This window comes from Mycobacterium sp. NGS51 (assembly GCF_059812525.1).
In genome coordinates this window covers 250,655-269,816 of the sequence record NZ_JCALCV010000007.1, presented here as the reverse complement: position 1 = coordinate 269,816, position 19,162 = coordinate 250,655, and the positions used below count along the sequence as shown (strand labels likewise).

Here is a 19,162-nt window from a genome sequence, read left to right as displayed (position 1 = left end):
CGGTAGAAGAGGATGTGAAGAGCGCAAGATTGGGTCACTCAGTGAATCCGGAATGCGGGAGTTGAGAAGGTCGGCTGGCGTCTTTTCGTCGGCCAGCGCGAGTTCGTAGTAGTTGGCGACGTGGGTGCCCGGAGCGACGCGATCGGGGGCAATGCGGTGAAGGTACGCGACAACGGCGGTAGTTGAGCGGAGTTGATCGAAAAGGAAATCCCATTCTCGCCGCAATACGGCCACGTATGGAAGTCGCGCGGCATCGGCGCCGTATTCGAGGGTGTCGGGAGGGTCGTCATGATCGATAATCACCAGACCGATCCATTCGATTGAAGATCCATCAACTGTTACCGATCGCCCTCTGGCGTTGGTGTGCTCTAGCGGTGAGCGCTGAACCGTTCTTACTGAGCCGGCGGCCTGCCGAGCTCCCTCTGCGATCTTCTTCCTAATCCACGATATCTCGCGGGCGGGATTGTCGGTCGCGTTCGATCTGGCCTTGACCTGGACAGCGACGCCCAAGTCTCCGCAGGCGATTGTGCCGTCGCCGACTTCCCTTGTTGCGGCACCGCGTTCAACGGTTCTGGGCGCAAGAACAAAGTCAGGTAGGCCCCAACGCGCCGCGGATCCACGGCTGGCACGCTCCGCGGCCTCTCCGCGAGGGATGCCCTCATCGAGTGATGTTGCCCGGGGGACCACACGGCCATAGATCCCGTCCGGTCGTTGCACCAGCATGATGAATTCGTCGCCAGTTTGGTAGGTCGCTAGGCCGAGGTCGGATGCCGCCAAACCGCTTTCGATGTCTGGAACGTCGCTGGCATCTACCCGAGCCCAAAGCGGGTCATCCTCAGGCGATGGCAGTAGTCGAAAACGACCACTGTGCAACGGCGGGCGCAGACCCACCGACCGCTCTAGTCCCTGGATCAACAACTCGATGATGAGCAGGAGTCCTCGGCAGCGGACGCTCATGTTGTCGTCGGGATCTTGAGGCCACGGCTCGGCGTTGAAAACCGGATCAAATGCTATGCAAGGGTTCGCACGGGGACGTGTTCCGGGAGGCACGCGAAATGTTGCGACGCAATGGGTATCGACCAGGAGGCCATCGGGCTTGACCTGAAGCTCGCTCGCTGAGCCGGGGGCATTAACCAGTATCTGCGGTTGCGCAGAGTGTGCCCAGAATGCGACTAGGGGCCTGCTCTCAGCCTCGATGACTTGACCTAGGCGGTGCAGGTGCTGCACTAGTAGGAGGAAGATGCGATGCGAGTCATCGTCGTCAGTGGCTAGGTAGTAGGGCTGGAACTGCTCGATGAGCTGGATTTGATCTGGTCGAAGTCCGTCAAGGGCTCCTGAGTCGAGAAAATTGCGGAACTCGGCGGCGCTCTCGCACAACGGAAATTGAGGGAGGTGGTTGCGACCGGGTGCGCGCAGAGCGGCTGACACGCACCGCTCCGTGTCCAGCAAGGCTTCGCGCGCGGTTGCTAGGAGTAGCGAGACGAATTTCTTCGCACCGCTCCGCAGAGAATCAAGGCGATGTTCCTCGTATTCGTCTACATATACGTCGACGCGCCCATGGCCATCCGCATCCGCAAAGACAGATGTATCGAAGAGATCGGTCCTGACTAGCTCGTTCCAGCGATCAGGCAACTCTTGTCCTGCCCGGTTCGCCTGATCGAAGAGCTCCCAGGAAGCGCTAAAAGCGTCACTTCGTGCATTCGATCCGAGTGCTGGATCGGTTTCCTGTACCAGGAGGTCGTTTGTCGAGCCGCTGTTAGTCATGCACCGTCGCAATCGCTCTAAGAGTCGCTTCGTTATCTCTACAACGAGTTTGTATCCCATCCGGCTGGGGGGCACCCCCTTAACTATCGGTGTTTTGAAACGAAGAAGAGCCGCACTGATTCGAAGACAGGAAAGTCGGAACAGACCGGAGCAGGGGTCTGTGGGCAGCAGTCGCGGGACTCGAGCCATGCGTAATGAACAGGCCGGCCGGGCGACTCGCACGCATTTGCTGCCTAGGTACCGACGGTCGCCGGTGTTCAATTATTTCGATTGGGGTTCAGATGGCGGCACCCACCCAAGCTCTCTCACCAATTTGTCGAGGTTCACTCGGTGAAACGCGAATCGTTCGTGCTCGAGACATCTTTCACGCAATAGACCTGGTTCGACGCCGACGTGGAGTAGCAGCAGAACCCGAATCAGCCAGGTAGTGAGACGAGAAAGGGCTAGCCAGCGGAGCGCGCGCTTCTCGAACGGATCTTTCGAGTCGTTCATGCTCGGCTGCGGCAGCTGGTGGGCGAACTCGATCCGGGTGTCTCTCAGCCGCGGAGGGACATTAGCCACGGATTCACCGATTTCAGGAACGGCGGCCAGCACCGCTTCGACAATGTCGGTGGCGCGTTCGCGGTAGCTTCGTTCTCCGAGATGGCCAAGCGCATCGCCCACGCGTCGGCGAACCAGCTCGTGATCGAGTTGCCCATCTTTCTCTGCTTGGGTAGCAGCAGCCTCAACGGCGGCCTCGCGTATACGTTGCAACGCGGCTCGCTGCTCCCTGGATTTCTGTTGGTCCGCCTCCTCCGGCAACCACAATTGTTGGAAGGGCAACCGGCGGTGAAATCCCTCAACCAGCGACGTGAGCACCTGAACCTGGAGCTGAACGGGCATTTCCAGTTCCTTAGCCACCGCCCATGCCAGACCGTCGAACCGGTCGTTTAGCTCTATCCAGCTGGCGAACCGCTCAATAGTGAGCTCGGTGCTGGGCAGCAGGGTCTGAAGGCGGGCGTGCTCCGGTTCCACACCGAACGCAGGGCCATGCACCGCCAGCCAGGGGCTGTCGGGTCCGACACGCATCTGTGTCTGGCGTGCAACAAGGTCCTTATCCGGAAATAGCGCCAGTTGTGCGAGCGCGAGACATCCTGATACAACGCGACTTTCGATTTGTCGCAAACCCACCGGCGTTGACGACTCGTAAACTAGCCAGTTTCCGTCCGAGGAGGACTCGACACTGAGCACGGACTGATCGTCTTCGACGACAGCAGAATCGCCGTCGGTGAGATGTGCGAGCCAGAGCGGGTTGTCGAGGAGAAATCGAACGGCGCTGTAGCTCTTATCGGATGTCACGGGGGCGGCTCCAATGATGGCTGCCGAAGCGACATAGCGCGGGGCCGAGCCCGCGCCACCAAAATTGGGTGCGTTCAGTAGCGTGACAAACTCACCGCTCGCGAGTTGACCGGCGACCGTCACTGGGCGAAATCTCGCAGCCGAGCCCGCAGCATGTGATCTCATCACGCCAGCGATTTCGCCCACCTTCGCGGCAGGCACCGGTGGTTGGCCCCCCGGCAGTAGACCTATCGGCAGGCCGCCTTCCAAGGCCACCTCGGCCCGCTCACCTGCAGTAGCGGTAAAAGTTCCCTGAACCACGACGTCGGGATATTCGGGCAGCCAGAACTGTCCACCGACAGCTTCGAAGTTTGTCACCGAGAGGTCCCTTTCGCCTGGACTTATCCCTGCAATAACGATACGAATTCGACAGGGTGTTCACTTGCAGCGGATCAGTGACCTACAAGAACGCGGTGCCGTGATTGAGCGCGGCGACAACGTTCGGTCAGCAGCTCAAAAGCTCGGAGCACCCGGAGCAAGCTAGGTGCGGATTACGCTTTCGAGGAGATAAGAACAGTCCTGCGAGGACATCTCGATCCAGTTGAGCGCGACGGTCCGCTTCCGTGCCGTCCACTCGATGGCCTGAGCCACCCACCACGCCGCCGCCGGAATTCGGCGGAAAGGCTGTCACACGGACGTTTGCGAAATCTCCTGTCCAGCCGCCATGTGCAGACGGCGATCGGCGGTGCGCAGCAGGGGATTCCCGGGGACGCGGGCTATCGGCATAGCAGCGAAGCCTAAGCAGGTGTGTGTATATTAGTGTGTATGGCCAGGTTGAATGTGTATGTCCCGGACGACTTGGCGGAGCGTGCCAGGGCGCGAGGCTTGAATGTCTCGGCGCTGACTCAGGCCGCGATCAATGCCGAGTTGGAAAATTCTGGAACCGACGCATGGCTTGACGGGCTGGAGGCCAGAAGCACCGCCGCTCGGCATGACGATGTGTTGGATGCGATTGATGTCGTCCGCGACGAGTTCGGAGCGTGAGCGCGCCCGCGGCCTTACCGTCAGAGCACGTGGTCATCGACGCTAGTGCGATGGTCGATCTACTTGCGCGCACAGGCGATCGGTATCCAGCGGTACGTGCTCGACTCGCCCGCACTGTGATGCACGCGCCGGCACACTTTGACGCCGAAGTGTTGTCAGCGCTTGCTCGCATGCAACGCGCCGGTGTGCTCACCGTTGCCCAAGTCGATACGGCACTCGATGAGTTGAGGCAGGCACCAGTGACCCGGCATGAGCTCATGCCGCTGCTTGCCGGGGCTTGGGCGCGCCGCGACACTCTTCGCCTCACCGATGCCGTCTACGTTGAACTCGCCGATACGGCAGATCTGGTGCTGCTGACCACGGATCAGCGATTGGCGCGCGCTTGGCCTGCGGCCTATGTGATCGCCTGAGAGAACTCAAGGCAAGACCGCCGTCGTCGTCGCAGAGGCGCTACCCGCACCGCTGCTTCAGAGCTGGGCGGTAGATGTCGCTTGAGCAAAGCGACTGGCCGGGTCGCACGCAGCGCGCACTAGGGCAACATCATCGACAACGTCCACGTCGGTCAGAAGCTCAACGGAGGCCACCTGACAGCCGTTGTCCTGCAACGCCGCTCGGGTCAGCGCGCCGGTGTCAGATTGCGACATCGGCACCCTCCGCAGACACTCGGCCATCAGCGGCTTTTGCAGACCTAATATCCACCAGCCGCCGTCGCGGGTCGGTCCGAGCACCGCCTGGGAATGAAGGAGCGTGCGCGCGCACCGCGCCAGAAGTTCACCAGTTACCTGAGGAGTGTCCATCCCGATCTGCAGGACGGGTTGTCCGGGGGACGCGGCGCTTGTGTCATTGTGTGCGTTGGCAAGCCGGTCAGCGAAGGCGTCACCGCGCTGCGGGATCACCGTGAAGGAGGCCAGCCGCTGTCGGATCGTGGCGGCGGCTGCGGCGGCGTCTAGGTCGCCGGTGAGTGCTACGACCCGATCGGCCACCGGCGCATCGACCACTGCATCCAGCGTGTCGAGTAGCGCCGCGGCAGCGATCTCGGCGGCGACTTGGTTACCGACGGTGGCGGCGAGCCGCGTTTTGGCCCGGCCGGGTACTGGGGCCTTGGCGACCACCAACAGCGTCACCGGGAGGACGTTCACGAAATCACCTTCCAGAAATCCAGAATGGCGGTGATGCTGCCGCGCAATGAACCGCTTACTTTGGATCGCCCACCCATCCGCGGGCCATAGCTGACGTCGAGTTCGACGACTTGCCATCCGGCGGCGGCGGCGCGGACCAGCAACTCCAGTGGATAGCCCGATCGCCGATCGGCGACACCGAGTTCTAGCAGTGCGGCACGCCGGGCCACCCGCGTCGGCGCGATGTCATGCACGCGCAGACCGTGGCGGTTCCGCAGCCGCCAGCTCATCACCACGGTCCCGACCCGGGCGACCCACGGCCAATGCAGCCCGGCCACCGGCCGTCGCCGACCGGTCACCAGGTCCGCGCCGGCCTCGAGTGCGGTAACTAGCCGGGGCAGATCACCGGGATCCATCGAACCGTCGGCGTCGATCACCGCCACGATCGGGGTGGTGGCGGCGAGAATTCCGGCGTGCACCGCCGACCCGTAACCGGGTCTCGGCTCGACGATCACCGCAGCGCCGTGGCGTCGGGCCACCGCGGCGGTGTCGTCGGTGCTGTTGTTGTCGACTACCAGCGCCCGGTAACCGGCGGGGATGGCCGCCAGCACCCCCGGCAGGCAGTCTTCCTCGTTCAGACACGGCAGCACCACGGTGACCCCAGCAGTGTCGTCGGGCATGTCGTCCGACCCTAGGGCATCGTCGGAGAAGCGCATCGCGGTCCGGAGGCCGGTTACCGCAGGGGCGCGAAGGCAAATTGGCGCAGGCCTTCACGGGGATCGATGGCCGCCCGGAACCTCAGCACGTTGGCGGCGCGGGCGGGGTCGGCGACGATGTGTCGGACATCGCCGCTGCGGTAGTGCCCGGTGACGACCGGCGAGAGCGCGTCGTCACGTGCCTCACACAGCGCGGCGGCCACTTCGAGGATCGAGATCGGTTGTCCCGAGCAGACATTGAATGCCGCGAAGCCGCCACGCTCCGAGACATCCACGGCCGCTAGATTCGCGGCCGCGACGTCGTCGACATGAACGAAGTCGCGCATCTGACCCCCATCTTCGAACACCTCTGGCGGAGAGTCCTTTTCGATCGATGAACGAAAGATCGCGGCAACCCCCGAGTATGGTGTGTCACGCGGCATTCCGGGGCCGTAGACGTTGTGGTAGCGCAAGGCCACCACTGACCCGCCTGTCGCCTCCGACCACGCCAGCGCGTAATGCTCCTGCGCGGTCTTGCTGGCGGCATACAAGCTGCGCGGGCGCAGCGCGGCATCCTCGTCGACCAACCTCCACTGCAGTTCTTCATGAGCCACCGGGCAGCGGTGCTCGAATATCCCGGCGTCGAGATCAGCGCGCCGCCGCGGTAACGGCTCGACCGGCCCGTGAACAGGACAGACGTAGTGGCCCTGCCCGTACACCACCATCGACGACGCAAGCACCAGCCGCCGGACACCAGCCGCGTACATTTGCGCCAACAAGACCGTGGTCGCGAAATCGTTGTGGGAACCGTAGGCCGGGGCGTCACCGGCGTCCACCCCGGCGCCCACCATGGCAGCCTGATGACATACCAGATCAACGCCGGCCAGCAGCGGTGCCAACGCCCGCCCGTCTCGCACGTCGACCTGCTGGCAGTCTGGCGGCAACTGCGGGTCAGTTCCGTGCGCGGCGGGCAGCAACAGGTCGGCACCGATGACCTCATGGCCGGTGGCCCGCAGCGCCGCGGCCACCCTTGAGCCGATGAAGCCGGCCGCACCAGTCAGCAATACCCTCACGACAGCTCGACGTCCTTTCGAAAGCGATGCTTGCAGAACCGGCCCCTCCCCACTGTGCCCGACGGCGACGGCTCGACTGAAGCGGCCAGAGCTAACTGGCGGCAAACATCGCAAGTTTGGAAATGGCTCTGGCGGCAATCCTGAGCGTAGTCAGCACCGAATAACAATTGAACGCACCAAGGATCCGGATGGGATGGGGATGGGATGGGCCTGCGCGTCCGAAGGCCAGGGATCGGTTATGGCTGCTGACACGTGCCCTGCGACTGCGACGCGGTCCATCGACCTGATCTACCGATCAGCTGCGGCAGGCGACGCCTGCTGGGCCCGCAATCACCACGGGTATCGCCGCGAATTGCCGATGGCCCGGTGGATAGGCGGGCCACAGAGCACAGCAGAAGACCGGCTCGCCGATGAGTACGTCCTGTGGCACTGCTCATTGCGCCCCACACTGGACCTCGGGTGCGGCCCAGGCCGATTCACCGCCGCGCTGCAACAGCGCGGGTTGCCGGCACTGGGGGTCGACAGCTCGACCGTTGCCGTGGAGATGACCCGCACACGCGGTGCAACCGCTATTCGCCGCGACCTGTTCGCACCGTTGCCGGCTGAGGGCAACTGGGACCAGGTCTTGCTGACCGATGGAAACATCGGCATCGGCGGTAACCCTGTCCGCATCCTGAGGCGAGCAGCCGACCTCCTCACACGCGGTGGCCTGGTCATCGTTGAGATCGAATCCCGGGGCACCGCGTCATGTCACGAATTACTGCGCTGGGAGACTGAACAGCATGTGGGACACTGGTTTCCGTGGTCACGTGTTGGTGCCGGCGCCCTCGGTGGCATCGCACAGGCGGCCGGCCTAACGCTCAGGTATATCGTCGACATCCACGATCGCGTCATCGCGGTGCTCACAGCGGCCACTTGCGGCGGGGATGTTCCGTAGTCGGCAAAGGACACGTGATTGCCCAGCGAGCCGAAAGGTCTTGACGCGCACCGGCGCACCGAGTCGCAGGTTAGAGACGGTGCGGAGCCGGTCTACGGATTTCCCGCCGCGTTGTGGCGGGCGTTGGATCACCGCCGCCCGGTAGGAGTCAGTGTGTTGCAGCGCTGGAGAAGTCCGTTGCGCGGACCGTGGCTGACGTCGGTGCTAGGCGCGGTGCTGCTCGCCGGGCTGCCAGTCGTGATTGTGACCGGCCTGCTGTCCTACATCGCGTATGGTCCGCAGTTCGGTCAGGCCATCCCCGCCCACGTCGGCTGGCTGAAGCTGCCGACGTTCGATTGGCCGAGCAAGCCGTCATGGCTGTACCGCCTGACCCAGGGCGTGCATGTCGGGCTGGCCATGATCCTCGTCCCAGTGGTGCTGGCCAAGCTCTGGTCGGTGATTCCCCGACTGTTCACCTGGCCACCCGTGCGCTCGATCGCCAACCTGGTCGAGCGCCTCTCACTGTTGATGTTGGTGGGCGGGATTCTCTTCGAAATCGCCACCGGGTTGCTCAACATCCAATACGACTACATCTTCGGCTTCAGCTTCTACTCCGCGCACTATTTCGGAGCGTGGGTGTTCATCGCGGGTTTCGCCGTCCACGTACTGATCAAACTCCCGAAGATGCTCATCAGCCTGCCCTCGCAGCCGATTCGCGCCGTACTGCGCACCTCGCGCGCCGACACCCGTCCCGAACCACCGGACATCGACGGGCTGGTTGCCGCCAATCCGGATCCACCGACGATCAGTCGCCGTGGCGCGCTGGCCCTCGTCGGCGGCGGCGCGCTGTTCGTCGGGCTGCTCACCGCCGGCCAGACGCTCGGCGGTGTCACTCGTCATGCCGCGCTGTTGCTGCCACGCGGCCGCAGCCGCGGCATCGCGGCCCCCGACGACTTCCAGGTGAACAGGACCGCGCTGGCTGCCCGCATTGCGCCCATGGACACCGGCGCCAACTGGCGACTCACCGTGCGGGGGCCCTCGCGGACAATGCGATTCGACCGCGCCGCCCTGGAAACGATGCCGCAATACAGCGCCGAACTCCCGATCGCCTGCGTCGAGGGGTGGTCGACCACCCAGATTTGGAGTGGAGTTCGCCTTCGCGATCTGGCCGTCCTGGCCGGCCTCCCGCAACCCGCGCGGATGTCCGTGCGCTCGATGGAGCGGGCCGGCGCCTTCAACCACGCTGTCTTGCAAGCCAACCAAGTCGGCAACCCGGAATCGCTCCTGGCTCTCCGGGTCAACGGCGTCGACCTGTCGCTAGACCACGGCTATCCAGCCCGGATCATCGTGCCCGCGCTGCCTGGTGTCCATAACACCAAGTGGGTGCGGTCCATAGACTTCGCCCAGCATTGACATGCGCGCACTGCTGACCCGATTCGCCGCGTTCTACGGCAGCCATCCACTGCACCTGCTGGGCACCATCACCGCATGGGCACTCGCCGGATACGCGGTAATCATGCTCGGTCCCCAAGCGCTGTGGAACACCACCGTGTGGTGGCAATCCATCGGCGTGTGGTTCATCGCCGCGATCATCGCCCACGACCTGGTCCTGTTTCCGCTCTACGCCCTCGCCGACCGCTCCCTCACCGCAGCCCTTACCGCCATCCGAGGTCGCCGGAAGCGGACCGCAACGAGCACACCGCCGGTGTCGCCGTTGAACTACCTGCGTGTGCCGACACTGGCCGCCGGACTGTCGCTGGCCATGTTCTTTCCCGGGATCATTCGGCAGGGAGCAGCCAGTTACGCCGCGGCCACCGGTCAAAACCAACAGCCGTTCCTCGGACGTTGGCTGCTGCTCGTGGCAGCCGTCTACGGTCTCAGCGCGCTGACCTACGCGGCCCGACTGGCCGTCAGCGGACACTCCCGGGCCGGCGATGGATCCTAGGGTGAGTGGGTGAGAATCGAGCGCCGCGAAGTCGCCGCGGTGTCGCTGGGCGCCGCACTGGTTGTGACGGCATTCGTGGTGCCACATCTGGGCTTGGGCGGCGTCGCCCCGCTGATCCACAGCACACCGCGGGCGATCCACGATTTTGCTGACACCGCACCGATTTTCGGGTGGTGGAAGGCCCATGTCGGCTGGGGCAGCATTGCAGCTCTGGTCATCGGCGCGGCCACCGTCGTCTCAGGCCCCGATCTAGCACAACGAATGTCATGGCGGGCCCTCACTTTCACGACCTGGGCCACATCCGGCGCATGGGCGTTCTCGCTGGCGATGATCGACGGGTGGAAGCTCGGCTTCGCCGGCCGGCTGACCGCTCGCCACGAATATCTGCGGCAAGTGTCGACGATCACCGACATCCCCGAGATGTTGCGGACCTTCTCGGCGCGCATCGTCGACTACCAGCCCCATTCCTGGATCACCCATGTGTCCGGACACCCGCCCGGGGCGCTGCTTTCCTTCGTGTGGCTCGACCGCATCGGACTGGGCGGCGGCGCGTGGGCGGGTGCATTCTGCGTAATGGTCGGGTCGAGCGCGGCGAGCGCGGTGATCGTCGCCGTGCGCGCCGTCTCCGATGAGACAACGGCGCGGTCGGCCGCACCGTTTGTCGCGGTAGCGCCGACCGCGATCTGGATTGCGGTGTCGGCAGACGCGTATTTTGCCGGTGTCGCCGCCTGGGGCGTTGCCCTGCTGGCGCTGGCGGCCAGCCGGACTGTGCGACGGCCAACTCTCGCCGCGATCGGCGCGGGGCTGCTACTGGGCTGGGCGATCTTCCTCAATTACGGGTTGCTGCTCATCGGGCTGCCGGCGCTGGCGGTACTCATCGCGGTCAATGGCCGACGGGCGGCGCGGAGAGCGTTCACCGCCGCGGCAGGCGCCGCGGCCGTAGTCGTCGTAGCATTCGCGATGGCGGGCTTCTGGTGGTTCGATGGCTATACCCTTGTGCAGCAACGCTATTGGCAGGGTATTGCGAAGAACCGCCCGTTTCAATATTGGAGCTGGGCGAATCTGGCGTCGGTCGTGTGCGCGATCGGCCTCGGCAGCGTGGCCGGGATAAGCCGGGTCTTCGACATGTCGGCGATTGCGCGCCGCAGCGGGCTGCATCTCGTGGCGCTGGCTGTCATCATCGCCATTGTGTGCGCAGACCTGAGCATGCTGAGCAAGGCCGAAACCGAGCGCATCTGGTTGCCATTCACCGTGTGGCTGACCGCAACGCCAGCCTTGCTGCCCCGGTCAACACACCGCTGGTGGCTGGCCACCAACGTTCTAGGCGCGCTGGCGATCAACCACTTCATCCTGACGAATTGGTAACGATGCTTCGAGTCACCAGCGCGCCCTTGCCGGGCCGTCAGTAATCCCAGACGGTCGGTACGCACCGAAAAGCGTTGCCAGCGACCGCCACCCGACACACAGACGGGAACGGCAGGTGGGTGGCTACCAGCGACTCGCCTGTCGACGCCAGCTCGCGCAATAGGCGCACCCGGACGCGAGCGGCCTCCTGGGGGTCGTGTTCGAATCCGTTGTGCCACTCAGGGTTCTCGAACCCGACCTGAAAAATTGCGTCGCCGGCGAATGTCAGTCGGTCGCCGCCGGAGGCCAGGCGGACGACGCTGTGTCCTGGAGTGTGACCGCCGGTTCGGCAGATGAGCACTCCCGGCGCCACCTCGTACTCCGTCTCGAATGGACGCAGTTGGCTGCGGTACCCAGCCAAGAACCGCGAGGCGATCGACCGAAGCGCATCTGGCACCGGCGGCGGCATGTGGGTGCGGGAGAAATCGGGCGACTCCCAGAACTCGGCCTCGGCGGCCGCCACGTGGATCCGCAGGTCCGGACGCAGTCGCGCCTTTAGCCCGTCGGTGAGTAGGCCACCAACGTGGTCCATGTGCAAGTGGGTCAGCACCACGTCGGTCACCGATGAGGGATCGATGCCCGCCGCCTCCAATCGGTGCACCGTCTGCCCCGCCCGCGGAAAGTCCGGAAACTCTACGCCTAGACCAGCGTCGACAAGGATTGTTCGGCCGCCGCTGCGCACTACCACCACGTTCAGCGGCCAGTCGATGACATCCGGCGGCAGGAACATGCCGGTCAGCCAGTCCGTCAGGTCGGCCTTGTCGGCGTTGATGGCCATGGTCGCAGCCGGAATCGGTAACACGCCGTCGCTGATCACCAGCACTTCAATGTCGCCGACCTGGACTGCGTAGCGCGACGGAACCAAGTCGTCGAGCCCTCGTGTACCAACGGATAAGGCGTTGTCCAAGCTCATTGTGTTCTCCTCGATCGTTGATATGCGGAACGACGGCCACACCGATCGGTGGGCGCCGCGTGGGGAACGCATGCCGGTCTAGATCGCACTGGATGAGCATCGCGCGGCGCAGCAGTTCGGCGCACCCTGGAAAATGCGTAGTCCAGGCCGCGGCGGGGCGTAGTTTCCTGGGCTGAAGGTGCGACGCGGCGCCACTCTGTGGCCCAGATTTCGGACGCGCTTCCGCGCCTCAAGCAAAGACGCGCAAGCCCCTAATGGCCGGCGTTGCGGGCGAGATCGATCGCGTACTGGTTGACGAAGGTGCCTGCCTGGGGTTCCCCGCGGCCGCACGACCCGTCGGACTCACCCGGACGTTTGACCCATAAATAGGCGTCGGCGTGCGCGCCGCCCGTCGCCGTGGTGGGCGGGGTACCCAGGGCTCGGCCGGTCGGGTTACACCAAGACAGTTCGCCGTCGGCTGGTCCGGCGCCGTTGCGCGACGTGTCGATCACGTAGTTCGACCCGTTCGTCATCCCCGAAATCGCCTCGCCGTAACCGATCTCCTCATCGGTGGTGAAGAAGTTCGCGGTGTTGAGGCTGAAACCCCGCGCCTTAGTCACGCCGACCTGGTTGAGCCTGGCGGCCATCTCCTCGGCGCTCACCCAACGTGAGTGACCGGCGTCGACGTAGACGGCCGAGGCTGGGTTGCTGGTCAGGGTGTCGACGGCATAGCGGATCAGATCGAAGCGCTCCTGGCGCTGATCGGCCGACAAGCAGTCGGCCATGGCCAGCGCATCGGGCTCGAGGATGATCGCCGCGGGTCCAGTACCGACGGCGGAGGCGACGCCGTCGATCCACCCGCGGTAGGCAGCTGCCGACCCGAACCCTCCCGCTGCGAAGCTTCCGCAGTCGCGATGCGGGATTCCATACAGTGCCAGGATCGGTACGGCGCCGGCAGCCTGCGCGGTAGCGATGTACTTCGCGTCCACACCGGGAGTAGACGCCTGGTCCATCCAGTAGGCGTGCGGCGTGTTCGCGATGGCGATCAGCTCTGCATTGGGCGGATTGGCGCCTTTGGCGGCGCGCATCGACTTCGACGCGGGATCAACATAGAAGGGCTTGCCGTCCAGCGGGTTCGCGCCATTGACCAGGCGCATCGGCGGGGCCTGCACCGGGTCGGCAACGAGACCTGGGCCGGCAACGAGACCTGGGCCGGCAACGGCCGCAACCATCAGGAAAGGGGTGATCCACCGCGCGACCGCACTAGCAGCTGAAGACATCACCCCAGGAAATTAGCGCTCTCAAAAAATGGACGACAAACCGGCCCGACGAACGGCCATCGGCGAACTAACTCCGCAAAGCGCGGATACGCTCCCAGTTGTGACGAGACCCGCATCCCGGCGCGATGTCCTCAGGTATGCGGCGCTGTTCGCGCCGACGCTGGCCGTTCCCGGCGCCCTCGGCGCGACGCTCGGCACACCGAGGGCTGCTGCCGAGGGTCTGCAGCTCGTCGATTTCGCAGAGCGGTTAGTCCAGCCCGAGCAGATCAAGTCGGCGGGCCTCGACGGGGCATTGGTCTACGTTTCCGAGTCGCGGCCGGGCGCCGACTTTGATTTCAAGCCGGTCACCCGCGACTATGCAGACCGGCTCCGGGCGGCCGGGCTGCAGATCGTCAGCTGCTACCAGTTCGGCAAGCCGGGATGGCCGACGCCATCGGATTTCACCCGTGGCTACGACGGGGGTGTGGCCGACGCCCAGACCGCGTTGAAACTGCACACCGCCGCCGGTGGGCCAAAGTCGGCGCCGATCTTTTTCAGCGTCGATGAGGATGTCGATCCCAAAACATGGAAAAGCCTGGCGGTCGAATGGTTTCGTGGAATCAACTCGGTGTTGGGGGTAGATCGCACGGGGATCTATGGCGGTGTTCGCCAGTGCGCCTGGGCGATCACCGACGGGGTCATCGGAGCTTCGACCACTCCGGGGTATCGGTGGGCGTGGCAGACGAAGGGGTGGTCGGGGGGCGAACGCGAGCCCGCGGCAGTGCTGTTCCAGCGCGAAGTCGTCACCGCATCCGACCCGGGTCTTACGATCGACGGCGTGCACGTCGACGTGAACGACGTCCTCGCAACCGATTTCGGTCAGTGGGACCTCGCCCGCTGATCACGACGAGCACACCGATACCGAGGAGGAGCCCAGGCCATGAGCGACACCGACATGTTGGATGCTGCCGCGACCGCGGGAGCGGCGATGGAGCAAGCCGTCGCGGTTTTCATGCTGCATCCCGAAACCTTGGGTGAGAGCGTCGCGGCCGGCTACCAGAACCCATTGGCGGGCTACGTCGCCGGCCGCGGGGGAGTGCTGGGCGAGGTCACCGGCGACACTGTCAGTGCGGTGTTTGCGGTGTTCGAACCGAACACGTTGAGTGCGATGTGGGAGGAAGGCGTCGCGGTGCGCGGCGCCGCCGCTGCAGCGCAACTGTATTCGGACCAAGCCGCAGGGTTTGCACGCAAGTACCTGTCCGGCGCGCAGGGGTTGGATCGCATCGCCGCGTTGGGGGAGAAGATCATCGCAGCGACGCCGATTGCGGGGTTGCCGTTGTTCGCCGGCTGGCGCGCGATGCCGTTGGCCGACGATGCCGCCGCCCGGGCGCTGCAGGTGATGTTCGTGCTGCGGGAACTGCGCGCTGGGGTGCACTTCAACGCGCTCACCATCTCCGGAATCACCCCGGTCGAGGCACACATGCTCAACAAGGGGCCTCAGTACACCATGATGTTTGGCTTTGCCGAACCGTTCGCCGACGGCGCGGAGAAGAAAGACCGCTACGGAGAGATCGAGCAGGCGACCAACCGGCGGATGGCGGAGATCTTCGCGGCCGCTCTCGACCCGGCCGAGGCCGAGGAGTTAGCCCGGCTGAGCACCGATGCGCTGACGTCGTTGCAGGCTAACGTCCCGGGCTGACCCGACTGAGCGGCCGTCCCTAAACCTAAACCTAAACGTCGGGCGGATGGAAAGGGTTGTGTTCCTCTCCAGCAAGTGCCCGATTGCCAGATCGTAGTAATTGAAACGTTTCGTGAGACAAACCGTAGTGCAGTCAGGTGTAAGGCGTTGCAACACAATGAGTGTCAGTGACTGCGACACCGGGCGGGCGCTCTCGCGTCCTGTACAGACCCGCCAGGGGCCTGGCTGTGATCACCAGGCAATAATCATCGGCGCACCGCGGGGATCCTCAATCCTTCGGCTGCGGCAGCTGCGCTGAGCGCACTGTCGTAGGCGAGGAAGTCGACACCGTCCGGCACCGCGTCGGCCACAGACATGGCACTCGCGAGTTGCATCGCGCCGTATGCCCGCAGCCCGTGCACACCCACGAAGTGTGCGGCAGCATCGATGACGGCTACGGTGACCGCAACAACCGAGAACCGCGGCGGCCCGTCGATGTCACCGAAATAGTCCGCTTCGAAGTCGGCGACGAGGACCGCGGCATCGGTTGCCGCGAGTTCGCCCATACGATGCTTCCGCCAAAGCGCTGCGGGAACCTCGACGCGAGCCAGCTGGCTGACTACCAGGTGCGACAGTTTCCTGACGTCATCGGATTCCTGCTCGTCGGCGTACAACTTGACCAGCGCGGAAGAGTCGGCAAAGACACCAGCGCTCACCCCCGATCACGTATGACCAGGCGGGACAACGCAGTGCCCTCACCCGCGGCCCTCCGCGCGCGGGCCACGGCATCGCGATCCGGCCGGACGCGCCGTTGTCCGGCTTCGACCAGCAGCCCAGCCAGCGCAAGGCGCTCACGAAGCCGGTCGACATCGTCCCCGGCGAGAGCAGGGTCCGTCGCAGCGCGAGCCAATTGGGTGAGGTATTCGTTGAGACTCCAGCCACGTCGCGACGCCACTTGGCGTACTCGCTCGACAAGCTCGTCGGGAGCACGCCAGGTCACCTGAGTCATGAATGCATGATAGCAGTCATGACTCACGCGGCGGATCGGTCTATGACGTCCCCTCGGTCAGGCCGCCGTCGCCAATCGCCGCACGTTGCTCACCCTGACTGTCGAGCCGTGCGCACTTACCGCTCACTTGACGTCGCCTACCGATTCGTGGACTGACGGACGAGTCGCCTCAGCTCGTCGAATCTCCTTCATCGGCAGGAAGGGAAAATCATGGCGGGTTGGCTCCCGCGAGCGGCATGCGCGCCTAGCTCAAGCTGTCGGACCCTGCCGCCAGACTCCCAGCATGAGCCGACGCAACCGCGAGAACCGGACCGCCAAGCAGAAGAAGCGGCGCCACCGAGACCGCGCGAGATTCAACCCCGGACACGACGGGGCGCTGCTGCAGGAACTTCTCGTCCTGGCCTTGCGCGACGCCGCGATGTGTCCCGAGCACGACGCCCACCAACACGGATAGCGCCTCGTCGTCGACCGCCGCCGCCAGGTCCCAGGTCAGCGGAAGCGGACATGCAATGTCGCCAGGCCGAAGATCTTCCGGCCGGCGGACTTCGCGGCGACGATGACGACACCGGTGCGCGTCGCCGGATCCAGCGACTTGATCCGGCCGCTGAATTCGATGTCTGCTCCCTCGGCGGCTGACACGATCGCGGGCGCCGACAGTCGCACCGCGTAGCGGGTAACCGCACCGGGGTCGCCCGACCATGCGGAAGCGAATCCCGCACCCAGACCCATGGTGAGCATTCCGTGGGCGATCACATCGGGCAACCCGGCCAGCTTGGCGATGTCCTCGTCCCAGTGAATCGGGTTGGCGTCGCCGGCCACACCGGCATAGTTCACCAAGTCGCCGCGGGACAGTCGCGTATGGCGCACCGGTAGCTCGTCGCCAACCGCCACGTCGTCGAACGATGGCGTTCCCGGCGTGCGGGTCATGCCTCCGTCGGTGATGCGAAATTCCCCCTCAGGACGCACCGTCTTCTGGTACGCGTCATCGGATTCACCGACGGCGAAAATGTCGACGTCGTGCATCATCGCGTTGTGTACCGCGGTTTTGATCGCCGGATCGACATCTTCGGCGGTGACACCGACGACGGTGGTGTGCAAGGTGTGCACCCGCTCGCCGGCGGTATCGGTGAAGGTGTTGGTCACCGTGATTAGGTCTCTGCCGGCGATTCTGCGTACCGAGGTCAGTTCAACGTCGACGTGCAGTTCGTCGCCGGCCACGATGGGGCGGTGCTGTTCGAAGACTTCTTCGGTTTGCATGTAGGTGTCGTAACCGACGACCACCGATTCGAACATGCGGCGATTGCAGGTCATGCCGGGGGCCGAGGTGAACGTCAGTGGCGCCACCAGGTCCGAATATCCCAATTCCGCGGCGGCGGCGGTATCCCAGTGGGCGGGATGGTAGTCCTGCACTGCGCGGGCGTATTCGCGTAGCTTTTCGCGGCCGACCAGGTAGGTGCCATCCATCTGGTAGTAGTGGCCGACCCGGGATTCGATTACCGACGCCTCTGCTGCTGCGGTCATGAATTCGCCCAACTTTTCTATCGGCTGGTTCGCGGAGGCCGACCACAGCACACTAACGCCCGGACACCGTAGCGGTACACGCCGCCGCGCTTCGCCGGTGGCGAGTCAGGCCACCCGCCGCTCGGCGTGACGTTTAGCGAACAGCCGTTCACGGGTAGCCCGCGGTAACTACTCGGATGGCCAGCACGCCGTCCGCGCGAGGGGGAGCGGTTGGCGATGAGCGACAACTTCACTGCAGCTCAGGCGGCACCCGATGTGCCCTACGAGAAGCTTCGCCGTGACGCCCCGCTGCGGGTGCCCGACGAAGACCCGTTCTATCAACCGCCGCCGGGCTATCAAGATGCAAGCCCCGGAGATCTGCTGCGGTCCCGCGACGTAGAGCTGGGGTTTCTCGGCGTTATCCCTCAGCGGGTGCGTGCCACGCAGCTGCTTTATCGCAGCACCGACTTGCACGGGGAGCCCGAAGCCGCGGTGACTACCGTTCTGCTTCCTGAACAACGCGATCCGGGGCGCGTCTGCCCGGTGTTGTCGTATCAATGCGCAATCGACGCGGTGAACCCACAATGTTTTCCGTCATACGCTCTGCGCTGCGGCGCGAAGCCGATCGGAGCATTCGTGCAGTCCGAATACCTGCTTGTCGCCGCCGCGCTGGCGGAAGGGTGGGCGGTGTCGGTGCCCGACCACGAAGGATGCCACGGGATGTGGGGCGCACCCCATGAGCCGGGCTTCCGGATTCTCGACGGCCTCCGCGCGGCGTTGCACTGTGACCGGTTGGGCTTGTCACCGGCAGCTCCCATCGCCCTGTGGGGTTACTCCGGCGGCGGACTCGCCTCGGCGTGGGCCGCCGAACACAACGCGGATTACGCTCCAGAGCTCAACATTGTCGGCGCGGTACTCGGGTCACCGGTCGGTGACTGCGGCAACGTTGCACGCCACCTCAACGGCACCTTCTTCGCCGGCCTGGCCGCGCTGATGATTGCGGCGTTGACGCACGTCTTTCCCGGCGCGCAACGTGTCGTCGACGAACACGCCAGTGACGAGGGCAAGAAATTGCTCGACGAGCTCCACTCGATGACAACAGCGCAGGCCGTCTGGCGTCTGCGCGGCACCGACATCGGGTCATACGTCGATATGTCTGCCGAAGAGCTTTGGGATTTGCCCGACGTGCGAGACGTCTTTGATGCGACCAAGTTAGGCCAGTTCGTTCCTCGCCCTCCGGTGCTGGTCGTGCAGGCGGTGCATGACCGCATCATCAGCGTCGACGCCATCGACAAGCTCGTCGCGTTCTACCAGGAAGCGGGAGCCGCGATCACCTATCACCGGGACCGGTTCTGCGGCCACTTGCTGCTGCATCCGCTGTCTGCTCCCATGGCGCTGGGATGGCTGCGTGACCGATTCGACGGGCAGAACGTGAGCAAAGATCGCGCGCGTACGGCGTGGCCGACGCTGCTCAACCCCTCAACCTGGTTCGGCATGCTCAAGCTGGGCGTCGTCACGGCGAAGGTCGTCGTCGGGCGGTGACCACGC

At 64.6% G+C, this 19,162-nt stretch carries 20 protein-coding genes; 10 read left to right on the top strand and 10 right to left on the bottom strand.

Going from position 1 to position 19,162, the window contains the following annotated elements; translation table 11 throughout:
* Both AC5Y5W_RS11720 and AC5Y5W_RS11715 read right to left on the bottom strand, forming a co-directional pair.
* A partial coding sequence (locus AC5Y5W_RS11720; protein ID WP_500009554.1) for a hypothetical protein occupies positions 1–1,764 on the bottom strand: 1,764 nt, incomplete at its 3' end.
* A 261-nt stretch (positions 1,765–2,025) separates the two neighbouring features.
* Positions 2,026–3,459: a hypothetical protein gene (locus tag AC5Y5W_RS11715; protein ID WP_500009552.1), complete on the bottom strand. Its 1,434-nt coding sequence runs from the start codon at positions 3,457–3,459 to the stop codon at positions 2,026–2,028.
* Positions 3,460–3,906: 447 nt separating this feature from the next.
* Between AC5Y5W_RS11715 and AC5Y5W_RS11710 the strand changes: the two genes are divergently transcribed.
* Both AC5Y5W_RS11710 and AC5Y5W_RS11705 read left to right on the top strand, forming a co-directional pair.
* Positions 3,907–4,125, top strand: coding sequence for a type II toxin-antitoxin system CcdA family antitoxin (locus tag AC5Y5W_RS11710; protein WP_500009551.1), 219 nt, complete (start codon positions 3,907–3,909; stop codon positions 4,123–4,125).
* Positions 4,122–4,535, top strand: a complete 414-nt coding sequence (locus tag AC5Y5W_RS11705) for a type II toxin-antitoxin system VapC family toxin (protein ID WP_500009550.1) — start codon at positions 4,122–4,124, stop codon at positions 4,533–4,535. Before AC5Y5W_RS11710 ends, AC5Y5W_RS11705 begins: the two co-directional genes overlap by 4 nt.
* A gap of 57 nt (positions 4,536–4,592) precedes the next feature.
* Here AC5Y5W_RS11705 and AC5Y5W_RS11700 read toward each other — a convergent pair whose 3' ends face one another.
* Genes AC5Y5W_RS11700 through AC5Y5W_RS11690 form a run of 3 tightly spaced genes read right to left on the bottom strand, consistent with a single transcriptional unit; the run spans position 4,593 to position 7,011 of the window.
* Positions 4,593–5,264 (bottom strand): TIGR04282 family arsenosugar biosynthesis glycosyltransferase, encoded by a 672-nt coding sequence (locus AC5Y5W_RS11700; RefSeq protein ID WP_500009549.1) that lies wholly within the window; start codon positions 5,262–5,264, stop codon positions 4,593–4,595.
* The gene (locus AC5Y5W_RS11695) at positions 5,261–5,923 is read right to left on the bottom strand and encodes a glycosyltransferase family 2 protein (RefSeq protein ID WP_500009548.1); all 663 of its coding nucleotides are present in this window, start codon (positions 5,921–5,923) and stop codon (positions 5,261–5,263) included. Before AC5Y5W_RS11695 ends, AC5Y5W_RS11700 begins: the two co-directional genes overlap by 4 nt.
* A gap of 53 nt (positions 5,924–5,976) precedes the next feature.
* A complete protein-coding gene (locus tag AC5Y5W_RS11690; RefSeq protein ID WP_500009547.1) occupies positions 5,977–7,011 on the bottom strand; it encodes an NAD-dependent epimerase/dehydratase family protein in 1,035 nt (344 codons plus the stop codon).
* Between the two features lie 238 nt (positions 7,012–7,249).
* Between AC5Y5W_RS11690 and AC5Y5W_RS11685 the strand changes: the two genes are divergently transcribed.
* The 4 genes from AC5Y5W_RS11685 to AC5Y5W_RS11670 all read left to right on the top strand — a co-directional run bounded on the left by AC5Y5W_RS11685 (position 7,250) and on the right by AC5Y5W_RS11670 (position 11,237).
* The gene (locus AC5Y5W_RS11685; RefSeq protein WP_500009546.1) at positions 7,250–7,948 is read left to right on the top strand and encodes a class I SAM-dependent DNA methyltransferase; all 699 of its coding nucleotides are present in this window, start codon (positions 7,250–7,252) and stop codon (positions 7,946–7,948) included.
* A 123-nt stretch (positions 7,949–8,071) separates the two neighbouring features.
* Positions 8,072–9,340: a molybdopterin-dependent oxidoreductase gene (locus tag AC5Y5W_RS11680; protein ID WP_500009580.1), complete on the top strand. Its 1,269-nt coding sequence runs from the start codon at positions 8,072–8,074 to the stop codon at positions 9,338–9,340.
* 1 nt (position 9,341) lies between these two features.
* A complete protein-coding gene (locus tag AC5Y5W_RS11675; protein ID WP_500009544.1) occupies positions 9,342–9,872 on the top strand; it encodes a hypothetical protein in 531 nt (176 codons plus the stop codon).
* 9 nt (positions 9,873–9,881) lie between these two features.
* On the top strand, positions 9,882–11,237 hold the full coding sequence (locus AC5Y5W_RS11670) for a hypothetical protein (protein ID WP_500009543.1): 1,356 nt from the start codon (positions 9,882–9,884) through the stop codon (positions 11,235–11,237).
* Between the two features lie 37 nt (positions 11,238–11,274).
* Here AC5Y5W_RS11670 and AC5Y5W_RS11665 read toward each other — a convergent pair whose 3' ends face one another.
* Together AC5Y5W_RS11665 and AC5Y5W_RS11660 are read right to left on the bottom strand one after the other, a co-directional pair.
* Positions 11,275–12,189, bottom strand: coding sequence for an MBL fold metallo-hydrolase (locus AC5Y5W_RS11665; RefSeq protein ID WP_500009542.1), 915 nt, complete (start codon positions 12,187–12,189; stop codon positions 11,275–11,277).
* A gap of 251 nt (positions 12,190–12,440) precedes the next feature.
* Complete coding sequence (locus tag AC5Y5W_RS11660) at positions 12,441–13,451, bottom strand: glycoside hydrolase family 6 protein (protein ID WP_500009541.1); 1,011 nt, start codon at positions 13,449–13,451, stop codon at positions 12,441–12,443.
* Between the two features lie 97 nt (positions 13,452–13,548).
* Here AC5Y5W_RS11660 and AC5Y5W_RS11655 point away from each other — a divergent pair, with 97 nt between their 5' ends.
* Both AC5Y5W_RS11655 and AC5Y5W_RS11650 read left to right on the top strand, forming a co-directional pair.
* On the top strand, positions 13,549–14,328 hold the full coding sequence (locus AC5Y5W_RS11655; RefSeq protein ID WP_500009540.1) for a DUF1906 domain-containing protein: 780 nt from the start codon (positions 13,549–13,551) through the stop codon (positions 14,326–14,328).
* A 39-nt stretch (positions 14,329–14,367) separates the two neighbouring features.
* Positions 14,368–15,126 carry an SCO6745 family protein gene (locus AC5Y5W_RS11650; protein ID WP_500009539.1) on the top strand — a complete coding sequence of 253 codons (759 nt, stop codon included), beginning with the start codon at positions 14,368–14,370 and terminating at the stop codon, positions 15,124–15,126.
* A 245-nt stretch (positions 15,127–15,371) separates the two neighbouring features.
* On the opposite strand, the gene AC5Y5W_RS11645 is transcribed toward AC5Y5W_RS11650, so the two are convergent.
* The gene (locus tag AC5Y5W_RS11645) at positions 15,372–15,821 is read right to left on the bottom strand and encodes a type II toxin-antitoxin system VapC family toxin (RefSeq protein WP_500009538.1); all 450 of its coding nucleotides are present in this window, start codon (positions 15,819–15,821) and stop codon (positions 15,372–15,374) included.
* Positions 15,818–16,114: a hypothetical protein gene (locus AC5Y5W_RS11640; protein WP_500009537.1), complete on the bottom strand. Its 297-nt coding sequence runs from the start codon at positions 16,112–16,114 to the stop codon at positions 15,818–15,820. Before AC5Y5W_RS11640 ends, AC5Y5W_RS11645 begins: the two co-directional genes overlap by 4 nt.
* Positions 16,115–16,397: 283 nt before the next feature.
* On the opposite strand from AC5Y5W_RS11640, the gene AC5Y5W_RS11635 reads away from it, so the two are divergent.
* Positions 16,398–16,568, top strand: a complete 171-nt coding sequence (locus tag AC5Y5W_RS11635; protein ID WP_500009536.1) for a hypothetical protein — start codon at positions 16,398–16,400, stop codon at positions 16,566–16,568.
* 35 nt (positions 16,569–16,603) lie between these two features.
* On the opposite strand, the gene AC5Y5W_RS11630 is transcribed toward AC5Y5W_RS11635, so the two are convergent.
* Positions 16,604–17,635 (bottom strand): fused (3R)-hydroxyacyl-ACP dehydratase subunits HadA/HadB, encoded by a 1,032-nt coding sequence (locus AC5Y5W_RS11630; protein ID WP_500009535.1) that lies wholly within the window; start codon positions 17,633–17,635, stop codon positions 16,604–16,606.
* A gap of 216 nt (positions 17,636–17,851) precedes the next feature.
* Between AC5Y5W_RS11630 and AC5Y5W_RS11625 the strand changes: the two genes are divergently transcribed.
* On the top strand, positions 17,852–19,156 hold the full coding sequence (locus AC5Y5W_RS11625; RefSeq protein WP_500009534.1) for a lipase family protein: 1,305 nt from the start codon (positions 17,852–17,854) through the stop codon (positions 19,154–19,156).
* Positions 19,157–19,162: the final 6 nt, after the last annotated feature.

What these genes read in the sequence shown, in the direction of transcription:
- AC5Y5W_RS11710 (WP_500009551.1), top strand. Translation starts at nt 3,907, where the DNA reads ATGGCCAGGTTGAATGTGTATGTCCCGGACGACTTGGCGGAGCGTGCC.
- AC5Y5W_RS11695 (WP_500009548.1), bottom strand. Translation starts at nt 5,923, where the DNA reads ATGCCCGACGACACTGCTGGGGTCACCGTGGTGCTGCCGTGTCTGAAC.
- AC5Y5W_RS11685 (WP_500009546.1), top strand. Translation starts at nt 7,250, where the DNA reads ATGGCTGCTGACACGTGCCCTGCGACTGCGACGCGGTCCATCGACCTG.
- AC5Y5W_RS11675 (WP_500009544.1), top strand. Translation starts at nt 9,342, where the DNA reads ATGCGCGCACTGCTGACCCGATTCGCCGCGTTCTACGGCAGCCATCCA.
- AC5Y5W_RS11665 (WP_500009542.1), bottom strand. Translation starts at nt 12,189, where the DNA reads ATGAGCTTGGACAACGCCTTATCCGTTGGTACACGAGGGCTCGACGAC.
- AC5Y5W_RS11650 (WP_500009539.1), top strand. Translation starts at nt 14,368, where the DNA reads ATGAGCGACACCGACATGTTGGATGCTGCCGCGACCGCGGGAGCGGCG.
- AC5Y5W_RS11640 (WP_500009537.1), bottom strand. Translation starts at nt 16,114, where the DNA reads ATGACTCAGGTGACCTGGCGTGCTCCCGACGAGCTTGTCGAGCGAGTA.
- AC5Y5W_RS11635 (WP_500009536.1), top strand. Translation starts at nt 16,398, where the DNA reads ATGAGCCGACGCAACCGCGAGAACCGGACCGCCAAGCAGAAGAAGCGG.
- AC5Y5W_RS11630 (WP_500009535.1), bottom strand. Translation starts at nt 17,635, where the DNA reads ATGACCGCAGCAGCAGAGGCGTCGGTAATCGAATCCCGGGTCGGCCAC.
- AC5Y5W_RS11625 (WP_500009534.1), top strand. Translation starts at nt 17,852, where the DNA reads ATGAGCGACAACTTCACTGCAGCTCAGGCGGCACCCGATGTGCCCTAC.